We start from the raw sequence: 15939 nt of genomic DNA, 5'->3' as shown, positions 1-15939 counted from the left end.
TTTAAATAAAGAAAAATTAACCTTTGGTCATTTCTTCCAATTCTTCCCAGCGTTCCATTTTTTCAAGCAATTGCTCATCAATTTCAGCCAAACGTGCAGACAGCTTCATGGCTTTATCATTGTCAGATACAAACAAAGAACCATCGGCTAGTTGCGCATTAATTTTAGCTTGCTCTTTTTCAAGCGCTTCCATTTCAGCAGGAAGTTGTTCTAAAGCACGTTGATCTTTATAACTCAACTTTACTTTTTTCGCAGGGGCTTCAACAGGAGTTGCAGCAGCTTCAGCTTTAGCAATGGCTTTTTTTACAGCAGATTTTTGATCAACTGCAGTTTGGTCAGGGCGCTGTTCTAAATAGTCTTGGTAACCACCAATGTACTCGTCAATATGGCCTTTACCATCAAAGACCCAAGTCGATGTTACGACATTGTCCATGAAAGCACGGTCATGCGAGATGAGGAGTAATGTACCTTTATAACCGCCCAACATTTCTTCAAGTAACTCTAAAGTCACCATATCTAAGTCATTGGTCGGCTCATCCATCACAATTAAGTTTGATGGTTTAAGCAATAATTTAGCCAATAAAATACGGTTACGTTCACCACCCGACAATGCTTTTACTGGAGTACGAGCACGTTCAGGTGAGAACAAGAAATCTTGCAAATAACTGTAAATATGGCGACGGCCACCATTCACATCAACAAAATCTGAACCTTCAGAGACGTTATCTTTCACTGATTTTTCAAGATCAAGTGCATTACGCAATTGGTCAAAATACGCCACTTCAAGTTGTGTACCTGTTTTGACTGTACCAGTATGTTCTTGCTCACCTAGAATGGCTTTGATAAGGGTTGTTTTACCCACACCATTGTCACCCACCAAACCAATACGGTCGCCACGAAGTACCAATGCAGAGAAATCTTTGATAATCGGCGCATTGTCGCCAAAAGTCACACTCAAGTTATTAATTTCAAAGACTACTTTACCTGAACGATTGGCATCTTGGGTTGCCATGTTCACTTTACCTTGCTGTGAACGACGCGCTTTAGATTCTTCACGCAATGCTTTTAAATCACGTACACGACCTTCATTACGGGTACGACGTGCTTTAATGCCTTGTCGAATCCAAACTTCTTCTTCTGCAAGCTTTTTATCGAATAAAGCATTTTGCTTTTCTTCAGCTTCCATTTGCATAGCTTTGAGTTCTAAGTAACGTGAATAGTTACCTTCATAACTTCGTAAAGTTCCACGATCAAGCTCTACAATACGCGTTGCAATGCTGTCTACAAATGAACGGTCATGCGAAATGAAAAGTAAAGTTAAATTGTTTTGATCAAGTAAGAATTTTTCTAACCATTCGATACTTTCAACGTCCAAATGGTTGGTTGGTTCGTCAAGCAGTAATACGTCTGGTTGCGTCAAAAGTGCACGAGCAAGAAGTACACGACGTTTACGACCTCCCGATAAATCGGCAAGATCGGCATCAGGGTCTAAGCCCATTTTACTTAAAATAGAATTGACTTTGGTTTCAAGTGCCCAACCATCAAGCTGATCCATCTTATGCTGTAGCTCGCCCATACGATCACAAGCATCCATATCGCCAAGTACACAAGCATCACTCGCTTCATGGTATGCTCTAAGTACAGTTGCAGCTTCGCCTGCACCATCGGCAACGATGTCAGCCACCTTGCCCGAGTCCATTGGGACATCCTGTGCAAGCATGGAAATGGTGATGCCATTTTGTAGTGCAATTTCACCACGATCAGGCAATAAACTTCCCTCAATGAGTTTGAGTAAAGTAGACTTACCTTCACCGTTACGACCAATCAAACAAACTCGTTCGCCGCGTTCCAAATTGAAGCTCGCGCCGTCGAGCAGGGCTGGTCCACCAAATGCAAGTTGGACATCCCTTAACGTAATATAGGCCATACTGTTTCCTGAAAATTCCCCAATGAGGACTAAAAGTGACTAAAGATAAAAGTGTAGATAATCAGGCGTCATTTTCCGCACCCATAGAAGATTTGCAAGTCCGAATTGCATTTTTGGACGATTTAGTTGATCAACTGAATGATCAGGTTGCAAAACAAAATGCGGAAATTGCTGATTTAAAGAAACAAATGCAATTAATTTATCAACGGATTGAATCATCTGATTTGTCAGAAGGTATTGCGAGTTTTGATCCAAATTCAGATCGTCCACCGCATTACTAAGCTAACACACATGTGCATCGACATGATTCAGCATTGATGTAGATGATTACAGCGTAAAGTTGAAACTTCATCGCTTTCCTATGTACTCTGGCATGTGTTTAGCACAGGAAAAGCGATGAATAAATTTGATATTAAAAATCAATTTTCTTTTACAGTGTACGGATTTTCAAAGCCAAGTTTATTTAAAATCTCAATTTCTAATGCTTCCATTTCTTCAGCATCTTCTTCTGAGGTTTCGTGGTCATAGCCCATCAAATGCAATGTGCCATGTACGAGCATATGAGTGAAATGTTCAATGGGTGTTTTTTGCTGTTCAATAGCTTCTTGTAAAACGACAGGAATACAAATGACCAAATCACCAATTGGGAATGTGTCTAAAATCTGTGCCATTTCATCGGGTAGATCGCTTGGAAAAGACAGAACATTGGTCGGTTTGTCTTTTTGACGATATTCCAAATTGAGTTTGTGGCTTTCCGCATTATCGACACAGGCAATGCCCATTTCACAGTCGCTTTGTGTGCCAATAAAACGTAATGTCGTTTCTACAACTTTCTTGATACCACCACGTTTTAAGACCAATTCAGCGGCTTGAAAATCTTGTTGTAGCGATAGACTAAGTTTCAAAATGCATCCTTAAGTTTAATCTTGATGCTGCTGATCTGCTTTAGCATCATTGTCGGAGATTAAGGCGTCTTGACGTGCTTTACGTTCAGCACGTGCTTCAGCACTTAAACGATATTGTTCACTATCCCATCCTTCATAGGCTTCAACAATTTTTTGTACCAATTGATGACGCACAACATCACGAGAATGGAAGTGAGTAACATGAATTTCTTTAATCTTTTCAATTACACGTAGTGCATGTGCTAAGCCCGATTGTTGCCCACGTGGTAAATCGACTTGGGTAATGTCACCGGTAATAACTGCACGAGAACCAAAGCCTAAACGCGTCAGAAACATCTTCATTTGTTCAGGTGTTGTGTTTTGTGCTTCATCTAAAATAACAAAAGCATGATTGAGGGTACGACCACGCATATAGGCGAGGGGAGCTACTTCAATCACTTGGCGTTCAATCAGTTTTGCCACTTTCTCGAAACCGAGCATTTCATACAAGGCATCGTAAAGTGGGCGTAAATAGGGATCAATCTTTTGAGTTAAATCGCCGGGTAAGAAACCAAGTTTTTCACCAGCTTCAACCGCAGGACGGACTAAAAGAATACGTTGAATTTCATTGCGTTCAAGCATATCAACTGCTGCTGCAACTGCAAGATAGGTTTTCCCCGTACCTGCAGGGCCAACACCGAAAGAAATATCACTGTTTAAAATACGTTGCACGTAGCGCTTTTGGTTGGCACCACGTGGATTAATCCGACCTTTGCGTGTTTGTAACCAAACGTCATCTAAGCCTGCATGTGCATCATCATCAACAAGATCATCTTGCAATTCATGCTCAGTTTGACTGCCTTGAATCATTAAGTGAATGGTATCTGCACTGATTGGCTGTGAAAGTTCGGCTTCTGCATAGAGGCGTTGCAATAAGTTTTCAGCACGTTCTACAACTTCTAAATCACCATCAATAAAGAAGCTGTCACCACGGTTGGAAATATTGACCTGTAAACGTTGTTCGATTTGTTTCAAATGACCGTTATAAGCACCGAGCATGCTTTGTAAACGGTCAAGTGAAATACCCGGGAAAGCTACCGTACGTCGAATCGCTGTCGTCAAGAGATATCCTTTTTATAAAAAAGTTTATGCTCTTACATTACGTCACGTCAGGCTCAAGATTCAAGAGTTCACCGTAAACTAAATTTAAAGTTTTAATTTCAGTAATCTCAATTTCTGCAAAGCGTCCAATCCAAGACGCATCACCGACAAAAGTAACTAAACGTGTATTATCTGCTGTACCAACCAAAAGATTAGGATCTTTATTGGATACATTTTCAATAAGGACACGTTGAACCGTACCGAGCATGGCATCTGTTTTTGCAATACTTGATTGTTTGATCCAATGTTGAACTTTTGCCAAACGCTCTTTTTTCACATCTTCAGGTGTGCTGTCAGGCAGCTCTGATGCAGGCGTACCCGGACGTTTTGAATAAATAAAGCTATAAGAATGGTCAAAGTCTAAATCTTGAATAAACTGATAGGTCTCTTCAAAGTGCGCATCGGTTTCACCAGGGAAACCAATAATAAAGTCTGAAGACAAATGCATATCTGGGCGGACTTTACGTAGTTTGGCAATTTTTTCGATATATACATCAATCGTGTGATTACGTTTCATGGCTTGTAATACATCATTTGAACCGCTTTGAACAGGCAAATGAAGGTGTGAAACCATTTGTGGTAAGTCACGGTAGCATTGAATTAAATCATCATTAAATTCAAGTGGATGTGATGTCGTATAACGTAGACGACCAATGCCTGGAATTTCTGAAACAAGGCGAAGGAGGTCTGCGAAGGTGCAAATTTCACCTTCAAAGGTTTCACCGCGGTAGCCATTGACATTTTGACCGAGCAATGAAATTTCACGCACGCCTTTTTCAGCCAAAACCGCAATTTCTGCCAATACATCATCGAGCGGACGAGAAACTTCTTCACCGCGTGTATACGGTACAACACAGAAAGAGCAGTATTTTGAACAGCCTTCCATAATCGAAACAAAGGCCTTATAGCCTTCAACACGAGGCTCAGGCAAGAAGTCGAATTTTTCAATATCAGGGAATGAAATATCAACTAATTTGATTTTTTCTTTCTTTGGCTTTTCAACTTGATCAAAATGTTGATCTAGCATTTGCGGTAAACGGTGCAATGTTTGAGGACCAAAAACCATGTCGACATAGTTGGCACGTTTTTGAATGTTGTCACCTTCTTGTGAGGCAACACAACCACCAACACCAATGATCAGGTCAGGATTTTTTTCTTTCAGTTTGCGCCAGCGACCCAATTCAGAAAACACTTTTTCTTGCGCTTTTTCACGAATTGAACAGGTATTCATTAATAGAATATCGGCATCTTTAGGGTCTTTGGTCAGCACATAACCGTGCGAATCACCCAATAAATCTGCCATACGATGACTGTCATACTCATTCATCTGACACCCTTGAGTTTCGATATACAGTTTTTTGACTGAGCCATCGAGTGGGATGTGCTGTGGCTGGATAACAGTGTTTTCTGAGGCAGCTTGGGCGGTAGGGATGAAGGTTTCAACCGTCATGGAGGTATTTATCCTATAACTGTAATTAAATTTCAGAAAAATTAAACTTTAAAATAATCGGGTGTTTCGATGTGATATTTTCGTGAACATCGAAAAGCGCATTATTTTACAGCATTTCATCACAAAGACCTATGCTTTATCTAAATCGCTTTGAAATTGAAAAATAAGAATAAAAAATGAAGACTATTATTAAATATGAATCATAAGGTTACATAACAGAACAGTAGAAATGGATTAGAATAATTAAACTAAGCACAAATACGTGCCAAGTTAGAATAATGGGCAAGTCATGCAAAATGAAAGAATGGTTGTGAATAAAACAATGTTAAATGAAGTAATCAATCAAAAAAAATTAAAGTCTTATGCATTCGGTTTATTGGCATGTACTGGATTTCAACTTACGCATGCAGCGGAAGAGCAATTTAATGATGCTTTACGTAATGCCAGTAACCCTTCAGCATTGGAGCAATATCGTTATGCCATGCAAAATGATGCGCTCGGATATTATCCTGAATATTGGTCATTGAATTCAAATTTGGCATTTCAACCATCATCGAGCATTGTCGCTTTCGCTCAGCGTTATCCACAATCGGCAATGGCAGAAAAGCTCTCTGCAGATTATGTTGAAGAAAAAGTAAAACAAGCAGATTATGTCAATGCCCAACCTGTATTACCTTATGTGACCAATGCCGATCAGGCTGAAAGCTGTGCCGTTGCACAAGTCCGTGCGAAAACAGGCGACTCATTGGTCTATGCCGAGTTTAAAGATGTGTGGCTCAATACGAGTTCACAACCCGAATCCTGTATAGGCTTGGGGCGCTTAATGCTGACTAGTCCATTAATGACACAACAAGACCGCCAACAACGTTTATATGCACAGTTACGTGCAGGGCAGTCAGGGCAAGCGATTGCAACAGCACAGAGTATAGGCGTAACTTTATCCTTGGCGCAGTTTAATCAAATTCAAGCCAATCCATTGAACTACTTATGGAGTGCGCCTAAAAATAACGTGCAAGACTATGCGTATTTAGTATTTGCACTCGGGCGTGCTGCCGATACAGATTTAACTTCTGCAATGCAGTCTGTACCACGATTGGTACAGGGCATACCTGCCGATGTACAAAAGTATATTTACAGAACCGTTGGTTATATTGGTGGTACAACGGTGATGAAAAATAATTTCAACCGTGAAGTTTTACAAAACTTTGATGCAAGTTATGGCGTTCCTTTTAGCTCCGAAGAAGCAGAAGTTTATGCACGTCAAGCCATTCGTTTTGGTTCTTGGGAGAGCGTGATTCGTGCTATTGATAGTATGAGCATGACACAACGGCAGGAAGATCGTTGGCAGTATTGGCTTGCTCGAGCATCTGAACAGCGAGGCGATAAAGGCTCTAAAAAAGCGGCAGAAGAGATTTATAAACGACTTGCCATGTCAGGTGAGGACTATCATAATTTGCTTGCAAAAGATCGAATTGGGCAACGTTACAATGCTTCTGCACCGCAAGAGCAACCTTCTGTGAGTGATCAGACACGTTTAAATCAAGATATTCATTTCCGTCGTGCTTTTGCTTTACGAAATATTGACGCACCTGCGGTCTATACAACACGTGAATGGAACTGGGCAGTTCGTCAAGCTTATTTGAAACATGATGATGGCTTATTACTTGCGGCAGCGAAACGTGCAAGTGATATGGGGTGGTATGATCGTGCAATTTATGCAGCAGATCGTACCGAGAAAAAACATAACTATACCTATCGTTATGCAACACCACATCAGGCAACTGTAGTTAGCCATAGTCGAAATGTAGGTATTGATCCTGCTTGGGCATATGGTTTAATGCGTCAAGAAAGTCGTTTTGTGAGTGTCGCACGTTCGCATGTTGGAGCAGGCGGTTTAATGCAAATTATGCCAAACACTGCTAAATTGGTCGCGAAGCAAATGGGGGAAACTTATAATCCTGCTGCATTGACGGATACCAATACCAATATTCGCTACGGTACGTTTTATTTATCCATGATTCAAAATCAACTGAGTAGTAACCCCGTACTTGCAACAGCAGGTTATAATGCGGGACCCAATCGTGCCAAGAGATGGCAACCCGATTATCAAAGTTTATCTGCCGATCAATATACTGAATCGATTCCTTTGAGTGAAACACGTGACTATGTAAAAAATGTCATGACTAATGCCACGCATTACGGCATTTTACTTGGGCAAGGGCCACAAATTATTGAAAGTAGAATGCCGACTATTCCAATGCGAAGCATTCAGTAAATTATTTTTGATCATGTGATGACAACAGTTGAGATATTGGAAATCGTAAAATGAAGTACAACATTTTTAAGTCTTTGAAGCAAAAGCTTAATGCATGGCTTTATGCTATGACAGGTCTTTTTTGTTTTAGTGCTGGAAATGTTGTTGCTGCACCTGTTGTTCAAGGATATGTCATGCAGGTGCAAATGACACCTGCGGTCTGTGCAATGGATAGTAGCAAGAAGAAGCAACGAAAATGCTTGGAAGGTTATTCATTGACTGTTACTGGTTTGTTGCCTGAAACGACTCAGGCAGATTGTTCGACCAATACATCGGCAACATTATCACCATTACAAGCTAAAGTTGTTGCACGGGTTATGCCTGAAGAAAGCGCACGTGTTCAGTTATGGCGTAGTGTGGGGGGGTGTATTCCTTCTAATGCAAGTCAGTATTTTAGAACATTGATTAATTTTGCAGATCGTTTAAAGATTCCTGCTGATTTAACGGGTTCTGAAAATAAGCAAGTACAACACAACGCTTTACGTGCTCAATTTATTCGTTTAAATCCAGGTTTAACAGTCAATGGTATACGTTTTAATTGCCAAAATTTGCGTTCGACTCCTGTACTTACAGAAGTACAGGTTTGTTATAAGGTGAATGGTCAGTTTAAGCAATGCTCTAGTCATGTCCTTTCAAATTGTCCAAGCTCATTTAGCGTTCAAGGCTCATATTGAGTTTATCGATGATAAATTAACTGTTGATTTTTTTATTATACTTTTGTTGAAAATCATTTTCTTTTAAATGCATAACCGAAAAGATTGGAGTACAATCTTGGACGTTTAAGATGATTGGATTGGATAGACTAACTATCTAATCGCATTGAATATCCTCAATTGGAGATAATTAGATGAAGCAAGCAGTTCGTGTTGCCGTTACTGGCGCCGCAGGTCAAATTGGTTACAGCCTATTATTCCGTATTGCTAGCGGTGAAATGCTTGGTAAAGACCAACCTGTTATTTTGCAATTGTTAGAAGTTCCATTTGAGAAAGCTCAAGCTGCGCTTAAAGGCGTAATGATGGAACTTGACGACTGTGCTTTCCCATTATTGGAAGGTATGGTAGGTACTGATGATCCTAAAGTTGCATTTAAAGATGCAGATTACGCTCTTTTAGTTGGTTCACGTCCACGTGGTCCTGGTATGGAACGTGCTGAATTACTTAAAGTAAATGGCGAAATCTTCATTGGTCAAGGTCAAGCACTCAACGAAGTTGCGAGCCGTGATGTTAAAGTTCTTGTTGTAGGTAACCCTGCAAATACAAATGCTTACATTGCAATGAAATCTGCTCCAGATCTTCCAGCGAAAAACTTTACAGCAATGTTACGTCTTGATCACAACCGTGCGTTGACTCAACTTGCTCAAAAAGCTGGTGTTGCTGTTTCTGATATCGAAACAATGACAGTTTGGGGTAACCACTCTCCAACAATGTATGCTGACTACCGTTTTGCAACTGTAAACGGCGAAAGCTTAAAAGACAAAATTAACGATGCTGCTTGGAACAAAGATGTATTCCTTCCAACTGTTGGTAAACGTGGTGCTGCGATCATCGAAGCACGTGGTTTGTCTTCAGCTGCGTCTGCTGCAAATGCTGCAATCGACCATATGCGCGATTGGGCTCTTGGCACAAACGGCAAATGGGTAACAATGGGTATTCCTTCTGACGGTTCTTATGGTATTCCAGAAGGCGTTATGTTTGGTTTCCCTGTAACAACTGAAAATGGCGAATACAAAATCGTTCAAGGTCTTGAAATTGATGAATTCAGCCGTGAGCGTATCAATTTCACTCTAGATGAGTTAGAAGGCGAACGTGCAGCAGTTGCTGACATGATTAAATAATTTAATCTTTTGAAAGATTGAGTTAGAAAAAGCACCCTTTTAGGGTGCTTTTTTATTTCGAATCGCTTTTTTAAAAATGGATTCAACAAAAAATTACAAGAATAGACAGCGAACTGAGCAGACAAATTAGGCAAAGCTTCATATTTTAAAGATCACAATGAATAATTTGAAAAGAAAGAGGAATACTTGATATGTTTGATCAGCAACCGACTCTAGAATTATTATTTGAGCAATTGGGCTTATCATCTGAATCAGATGCAATTGATCAGTTTATTGAGGAACATCAATTGCCTGAAGGTACTATGATGCATCTAGCGCCATTTTGGACAGAAAACCAAAAGCAATTTTTATCGAGTCATTGGCAAAAAGATGATGAGTGGTCCATCGTGATTGATAATTTAAACGAGTTATTATATAAAGATATTAAAGCTGAACGTATTAAAAATTTAAGAAAATAAGTGGTACAAATACAAAAAAAGTCCAATCAAAATTGGGCTTTTTTTTAATCAATTTATCAGTTAGGATAATATGAAAATACAGAACAATTGATAAGGAGGGCGCAGGATGCTCACACAACAAAAACCATCCTTGGATTTACTGTTTTCACAACTCGGTTTAGCAAACAGTCCCGCAGCAATTGAATTGTACATTCGTACACATCAACTTCCTGCAAATGTTTCACTACATGACGCACCTTTTTGGAATAAAAGTCAGCGTGCATTATTAATTAGTCATTTGGTACAAGATGATGATTGGGCGATTTGGGTTGATGAGCTTAATCAGCAATTACATATGGATGCTTATAAACTCCAACCTGTTTAACTTTAACTTTTCCCAAGCGCAACAAAAAATGGCTCATTTCTGAGCCATTTCTATTTTTAAACTTTACACATTTCTATATTGATTAACTTGGAAGCACTTTTGGAAACCATTCGGCACCACGTACAGAGTGAAATGCTGAGTGTGACTGCAACAATGCAGGATCATGTGCAGGATTTTTTAAATATTTACCAATCCAATGACGAGTCATAGCTATTTCATTTTTACTCACAGCAGCATAAGCCAAGAAAAAATAAATATCTGCATCTTCATTCACGGTTAATGGTTTTAAAATTTGCTGTGTAATTAAGGCATAACGCGTTTCTTTAGTAATTTCGAAAAAGATCATATAGGCCTTTACCAAATGCAAAGAAAGTTTTACATATAACGCCATTGGCATTTCTTCGTATTCAACTCGAGCTGTTTCAAGTAACACAATCGCTTCTTGCAGGAAGTGGATTTGTTCCTGTTTAGAATGGCTTATTGTTGCAAGCTCTAAGCGTAAATCCCCACGTTCAAGTGCAAGTTCGGGTGAATTGTTTGTCAAATACAATTGATCCGTTTCACCAATGCGCGAGATGATATTTGTTGTATTTACAGACATGTCCGAATCCTCTTTAGTTCTGCTCATTATAATAAGGCTGATGTCTGTGATTTAAACCCCTTGTCAATCAGAAACTGTATTTTAAGTGTGTTTAATATTTTAGCGATTATCAGTTTAATAGTAATTTTTTCTAAAAAATAAAAATTAATTTGTTACTAAATATCAAGTGGTTGTGTTTAAAAAATAAACAAAAAATATGATTGATGTAGTATTTTGTTTCCTTGTGTTATTTATTTTTTATTTTTGTAGTGGGGTTTTTATGAACAAAAAAATGAAACTGAATATTTATGGCTTAGGGATGGGCTGGTTGTTGCTTTGTAGTGGGCATACGATGGCGAATGATGTTTATGAGGCAATGCGGGGGTTGTCATTGGAGTCAGAAAATATTAATCAAATTTTAACAGAGAAGGTTCCTGAGTTTGCAACCATGATGAATAATCAAGTTGCTCAAGGTTATACGGTGACTTTGAAAGATACGGTTGGCAAGGAAGCAAATCGGGTTGAAGTTATTGTGCGACGTGCAAATGAAAATACTGTTCAATATCAACGCTTACAAGGAAAAGGCTTACCCTTTTTTGTTGTGGTGCGTAACCACTCAAGTGAAAGAATAAAATTTAAGCCAAATGAGGTTCGTTTAACTTTTAATGACCGTGAATATAAGCCCATGACCAATAGTCGGCTAGAGCAGGTTTTAAAGCGTACAAATTTAAAAGAGTTTTCTTTGAAAAGAGCAGTGAGTGACATTGCTGTTATTGCTAAAACTGCAACGGCTATACCGAGTTTAGAAGGCGTGAGTTTAATGACAAATACGCTTGTTGGTGCATTAAAAGGTTCTGATGTAACTCAAGTTATTTTACAAGAAACACAAGGTCAAGTGACTAAAAGTGGACAAAGAGTAGGTAAGTTTAAAGATTTCCATAATATGATTCAGACTCAGCTTGATGAAGAGTTTAAAGCTGGTGATAACATGTTTTTGCATATGGATGAAATGGATTTACCTGGACACAGCCTAACGTCTTTCAATATATTTTTTGAAGAGGCGACATTAAATGATAAAAACATGCAAATACGAATGCCAATGGCGAGTATTCAACATGAATATAAATTTAAGTTTGTAGATGAACAAGCAGCAAATTTTTAAAATCTGTACGAAAATATAAGTGCTATTGAATATTTTCGAGGTCAAAATATTAAAATGCGAGGAAATATTGGTTTAAACCTCATCAATATTTCCTTGATTTATTTGTGTAGCTTGATCAAATAAATTTTGATTGAACTCAAATGGTTTGAGTACGTAACCATGCTGTAATTGATAGGCGTTGTTCTTTTGCCTCAATTACTTCATGCAATAAGTCACTTTGAAAGATCGCAATACGATTTGGTTTCGGAACAATGGTATGCCATTGATTATTTTTGTCTTGTAAACGTAATTGTCCGTCCCATTCTGCTCGCCATGCTTCATGCAAATAGTAAACAGTTGAAATAATACGACCATTTTTACCTTGAGGATTGTCTCGATGTAAGGCATAAAATTCACCTGCGTTGTAACAGGCAAAATGAGCTTCGACTTCTTGAATACCTAAGTAAAAACTTCTATTTAAGACTTGAGAAAGTGCTTGAAGGGCATTGATATGTTGTTGAGCGATCTTTAATTCTTCATTAATCCAAAGAATGTGATCACTACGAATATTGCTAACGACACCATTTTGAATGGCAGCTTCACGAAAAAGATTAAGATTTGAAGTACATTCTTCAACAAGTTGTTGGGTATAGCTAAATGGATAAGCATTGTCAATAAAAGTAAAACCATGCTGATCAAGATCATCGAGAATTTGATCAACATTCCAAGACTCTGGGAGGAGTGTAGCTTCCATAAAATTCCAATAAAACAACAGAAAAATTCAAGCTAATAGTTTAGAACAAATGTGGAAAGATGAAGAAATGTTTTTTCGTGCTAAAATAGCGGTTGAACTCAGGAATAATTGAAACATGAATTACCGTCACCATTTCCATGCGGGCAACTTTGCCGATGTCATGAAGCATGTATTGTTGCTACAGCTACTCTCGCGTCTTAACACGAAAGATAAACCTTATCGTTATATCGATACGCATGGTGGTGCGGGCAAATACGATCTATCAACAGCAGAAGCACAAAAGTCGGGTGAGTTTTTAAATGGTATTCATCGTCTTGTAAAACTTGATGATTCTATTAAACGTAATGCTCCTGAAGGCGTAAAGCAATATCTTAAGGTTGTTGAAGATATGCGTGCAGGTTCAGGTAAAGGTGCATACCCAGGTTCACCATGGTTTGCGCTTGAAGGCATGCGTGATATTGATAAAGCGACTATTTTTGAAATGCAGCGCGATGTATTTCAACAGCTCTACTATAATATTCGTGATAAGCGTGCAGGCTTACATGAACGTAATGCTTATGAAGGCTTACTTGGTGTGATTCCACCGAAGGAAAAACGTGGTTTGGTGATGATTGATCCACCTTACGAAATAGAACGTAAAGATTTCCCACAACTTGTTGAGTTGATGGTTGCTGCTTACAAAAAATGGCCTACGGGTGTTTTTGCAGTTTGGTATCCAATTAAAGACCGTGCCATGATTGAACGTTTTGAGAAAAAAATGATCAAAACGGGTATTCGCCGTCAGTTGGTATGTGAAATTTGCGTATGGCCAGATGATACGCCAGTTGGTTTAAATGGCTGTGGCTTACTTGTGATCAATCCACCATGGAAATTCTCTCAAGACGCTGACGAAGCATTACAATGGTTATTCCCGCATTTACGTATGCAGGATACGGGTGGACATGCCGCTGTTCGTTGGTTGGTTGGTGAGTAATTTTTAATAAAAGCAATAAGGTCACATGTAGGATCCGAAAATGACAAATACAAATAAACCCGAAAGCGATCAAGCTTCAGAAGCGCAAACGAGTTTCGATGGCATTACGTTTGAAGTGGAAGAAGAAGAGCATACGCAAGAAGGTAATAAAGTGAAGCGTCGTGGTATCTATCTGTGGCCGAACCTGATTACAACCTCAGCGTTGTTGTCAGGTTTTTACTCGATTATTGCCAGTATGAATGGCGATTATACGCAAGCAATTTATGCTATTTTTATTGCAGCATTACTTGATGGTTTAGATGGTCGAGTTGCACGTGCGATTGGTGCGCAAAGTGCCTTTGGTGAGCAGTTTGATTCATTGTCTGACTTGTTAGCATTTGGTGTTGCACCTGCTATTCTTATGTATAGTTGGAGTTTGCATGATTTAGGTCGTATTGGCTTAGCTGCATGTTTTGTCTATACAGCTTGTGCTGCATTTCGTTTAGCACGTTTTAATGTACAAATTGGTGTGGTCGATAAACGCTACTTTATTGGTGTTGCAAGTCCGCTTGCCGCCATTATGATTGTATCATTAGTTTGGGTTGGGCGAGATTTCCCGCTTATTTTCGATTTAAAAGATGTTGCTATTCAAACTGTAAATGCTGTGATTATTGTTGCAGTCGGTTTATTGATGATTTCCAATATCAAGTACTACTCATTTAAAACAGTCGATCGTAGTCGTGTGCCATTTTTCGTTTTACCTATTATTGTATTTATTCTTGCGGCAATGACGTATAACATTCCTGTAGGAATTTTGGTTATTTCAATTATTTATGCATTATCAGGATTTGTAACAACCTTTATGGCACGAAAATCAGCATAAATAAAATCTAAAAATGACATCAGAGATTTTGAAATATAGGGCGGGATAAAAGGAGCCTGATTATGAAGCTGTTTATGCATCCATCCAATGAATCTACGCAGCTTAAGTCAGAGCGGTTCCCGCTTGATCTCGCTTACCATCCTGTTAAGGGATGGTACAAAATTATTTATCAAGGATTGATAATTCCCGATTTACCATCACCATTACACTATTTCAATTTTAAAGCACTCACAGGGCAACCCAATATTCCCATTTTGCGTAATCAAAGCGCTATTTCTACAAATCCCTTAGATACTGTTTTTGTGTTGAGTAGTAGTAGTCCACAAATGACAGGACATATCCATAATTATTCTCAACAGAATGAATGCCACTTTAAGGACACACTTTTTCGATTTGGCGAAAAACAACAATTAAGCGGTGCATTTCCTAGATTTCATTTACAGCGGAATGATGATGAGTTACAGGTCAATTTAAATATCGAAACACAGCCGATCATTCATCAGTTCAATCGTTTAAAAATTGGTATTTATGATCACTGGTCGCTGCTTTGTCAATGTCAGGGTTCTATTCGATATAAAAATCAAACTTTTGAGATTAACCATCAAGGTGCATTTGAATATGCGCGTGCAATCAATGTGCTTTATTTACCGATATGCTTTTATACCTACCAAATGATTCATTTGAAAAATCAACAGCAACTTATTTTGATTCAATTAAAAAATCAATTTAATCAGATTATTCAGTCGCGTATGTATTTACGATCAGCAGATCATAAAATCCCTATTTTTATTGATGAACAGGTTAGCTTCAATGTTCATCGGGTTTATCCGAAAGTAACTACACCAAATCAACAAGAAATGTATCTCCCTCGTGAATTTGAATGGGAAGTGAAACATGCTGAATATGATATTCACTTATATGGCCGAAGCCGTGGAGATTTTAAATTTGGTTTAGGTGCAGGCTATGTTGGAAGCTTTTGTTACCAATTAACGATCAATAATGAAGTGGAGGAGGGGAGTGCGGGCTATTGTGAATATATCGATGTGCGACCATTACTCTGGCAAGAACAGAATGATGATGAAAAAAATAACAATAAAATTGCTAATATTGCCCCAATTGCACTTAAAAATAGATGAAAAGTTGTATTTTGCCTAATAAACAACCACTCAAACACGAATTAAGAAAATAATTTAAAAAAGGTATTGCGTGGTATAAAAAATACTGTAGAATGCACATC

At 38.6% G+C, this 15939-nt stretch carries 16 protein-coding genes; 10 read left to right on the top strand and 6 right to left on the bottom strand.

The features are described from left to right. Nucleotides 1–16 precede the first annotated feature (16 nt). Nucleotides 17–1927 (bottom strand): ATP-binding cassette domain-containing protein, encoded by a 1911-nt coding sequence (locus ACK1JC_RS13195; RefSeq protein ID WP_409512335.1) that lies wholly within the window; start codon nt 1925–1927, stop codon nt 17–19. A gap of 35 nt (nt 1928–1962) precedes the next feature. Here ACK1JC_RS13195 and ACK1JC_RS13190 point away from each other — a divergent pair, with 35 nt between their 5' ends. Beyond that, complete coding sequence (locus tag ACK1JC_RS13190; protein ID WP_409512334.1) at nt 1963–2208, top strand: SlyX family protein; 246 nt, start codon at nt 1963–1965, stop codon at nt 2206–2208. Nucleotides 2209–2346: 138 nt separating this feature from the next. On the opposite strand, the gene ybeY is transcribed toward ACK1JC_RS13190, so the two are convergent. From ybeY to miaB, 3 genes are read right to left on the bottom strand one after another with little or no spacing between them, the layout of a single operon-like run. Next, entirely contained in the window at nt 2347–2832 is a 486-nt protein-coding gene (gene ybeY / locus ACK1JC_RS13185; RefSeq protein WP_409512333.1) for an rRNA maturation RNase YbeY, read from the bottom strand. A gap of 15 nt (nt 2833–2847) precedes the next feature. After that, a complete protein-coding gene (locus tag ACK1JC_RS13180) occupies nt 2848–3933 on the bottom strand; it encodes a PhoH family protein (protein ID WP_409512332.1) in 1086 nt (361 codons plus the stop codon). 37 nt (nt 3934–3970) lie between these two features. Further along, on the bottom strand, nt 3971–5422 hold the full coding sequence (miaB, locus tag ACK1JC_RS13175) for a tRNA (N6-isopentenyl adenosine(37)-C2)-methylthiotransferase MiaB (RefSeq protein ID WP_409512331.1): 1452 nt from the start codon (nt 5420–5422) through the stop codon (nt 3971–3973). Between the two features lie 322 nt (nt 5423–5744). Here miaB and ACK1JC_RS13170 point away from each other — a divergent pair, with 322 nt between their 5' ends. From ACK1JC_RS13170 to ACK1JC_RS13150, 5 genes are all read left to right on the top strand, one after another. After that, a complete protein-coding gene (locus ACK1JC_RS13170) occupies nt 5745–7697 on the top strand; it encodes a transglycosylase SLT domain-containing protein (protein WP_409512368.1) in 1953 nt (650 codons plus the stop codon). Nucleotides 7698–7804: 107 nt separating this feature from the next. Further along, nucleotides 7805–8410: a ribonuclease I gene (locus ACK1JC_RS13165; RefSeq protein WP_409512367.1), complete on the top strand. Its 606-nt coding sequence runs from the start codon at nt 7805–7807 to the stop codon at nt 8408–8410. A 173-nt stretch (nt 8411–8583) separates the two neighbouring features. Continuing rightward, a complete protein-coding gene (locus ACK1JC_RS13160) occupies nt 8584–9570 on the top strand; it encodes a malate dehydrogenase (protein WP_409512330.1) in 987 nt (328 codons plus the stop codon). Between the two features lie 191 nt (nt 9571–9761). Further along, nucleotides 9762–10028, top strand: a complete 267-nt coding sequence (locus tag ACK1JC_RS13155; protein ID WP_409512329.1) for a DUF2789 family protein — start codon at nt 9762–9764, stop codon at nt 10026–10028. A gap of 106 nt (nt 10029–10134) precedes the next feature. Continuing rightward, nucleotides 10135–10392: a DUF2789 family protein gene (locus ACK1JC_RS13150; RefSeq protein WP_409512328.1), complete on the top strand. Its 258-nt coding sequence runs from the start codon at nt 10135–10137 to the stop codon at nt 10390–10392. Between the two features lie 82 nt (nt 10393–10474). Here the strand turns inward: ACK1JC_RS13150 and ACK1JC_RS13145 are convergent, their stop codons facing one another. Then, a complete protein-coding gene (locus ACK1JC_RS13145) occupies nt 10475–10993 on the bottom strand; it encodes a hypothetical protein (RefSeq protein ID WP_409512327.1) in 519 nt (172 codons plus the stop codon). 259 nt (nt 10994–11252) lie between these two features. Here ACK1JC_RS13145 and ACK1JC_RS13140 point away from each other — a divergent pair, with 259 nt between their 5' ends. Next, nucleotides 11253–12134 carry a hypothetical protein gene (locus ACK1JC_RS13140; RefSeq protein WP_409512326.1) on the top strand — a complete coding sequence of 294 codons (882 nt, stop codon included), beginning with the start codon at nt 11253–11255 and terminating at the stop codon, nt 12132–12134. A gap of 136 nt (nt 12135–12270) precedes the next feature. Here the strand turns inward: ACK1JC_RS13140 and ACK1JC_RS13135 are convergent, their stop codons facing one another. Further along, nucleotides 12271–12867: a 2OG-Fe(II) oxygenase gene (locus tag ACK1JC_RS13135; RefSeq protein WP_409512325.1), complete on the bottom strand. Its 597-nt coding sequence runs from the start codon at nt 12865–12867 to the stop codon at nt 12271–12273. A 115-nt stretch (nt 12868–12982) separates the two neighbouring features. On the opposite strand from ACK1JC_RS13135, the gene ACK1JC_RS13130 reads away from it, so the two are divergent. The 3 genes from ACK1JC_RS13130 to ACK1JC_RS13120 all read left to right on the top strand — a co-directional run bounded on the left by ACK1JC_RS13130 (nt 12983) and on the right by ACK1JC_RS13120 (nt 15838). Next, the gene (locus ACK1JC_RS13130; protein WP_409512324.1) at nt 12983–13840 is read left to right on the top strand and encodes a 23S rRNA (adenine(2030)-N(6))-methyltransferase RlmJ; all 858 of its coding nucleotides are present in this window, start codon (nt 12983–12985) and stop codon (nt 13838–13840) included. A 40-nt stretch (nt 13841–13880) separates the two neighbouring features. Then, nucleotides 13881–14702 (top strand): CDP-diacylglycerol--serine O-phosphatidyltransferase, encoded by an 822-nt coding sequence (pssA, locus tag ACK1JC_RS13125; RefSeq protein ID WP_409512323.1) that lies wholly within the window; start codon nt 13881–13883, stop codon nt 14700–14702. A 62-nt stretch (nt 14703–14764) separates the two neighbouring features. Then, the gene (locus ACK1JC_RS13120; RefSeq protein WP_409512322.1) at nt 14765–15838 is read left to right on the top strand and encodes a DUF6670 family protein; all 1074 of its coding nucleotides are present in this window, start codon (nt 14765–14767) and stop codon (nt 15836–15838) included. Nucleotides 15839–15939: the final 101 nt, after the last annotated feature.

The organism is Acinetobacter sp. TY2 (assembly GCF_046269225.1).
In the GTDB taxonomy this organism is placed as follows: domain Bacteria; phylum Pseudomonadota; class Gammaproteobacteria; order Pseudomonadales; family Moraxellaceae; genus Acinetobacter.
Note: the sequence above shows the minus strand (reverse complement) of the source record. Positions and strands in the feature narration are given on the sequence as shown.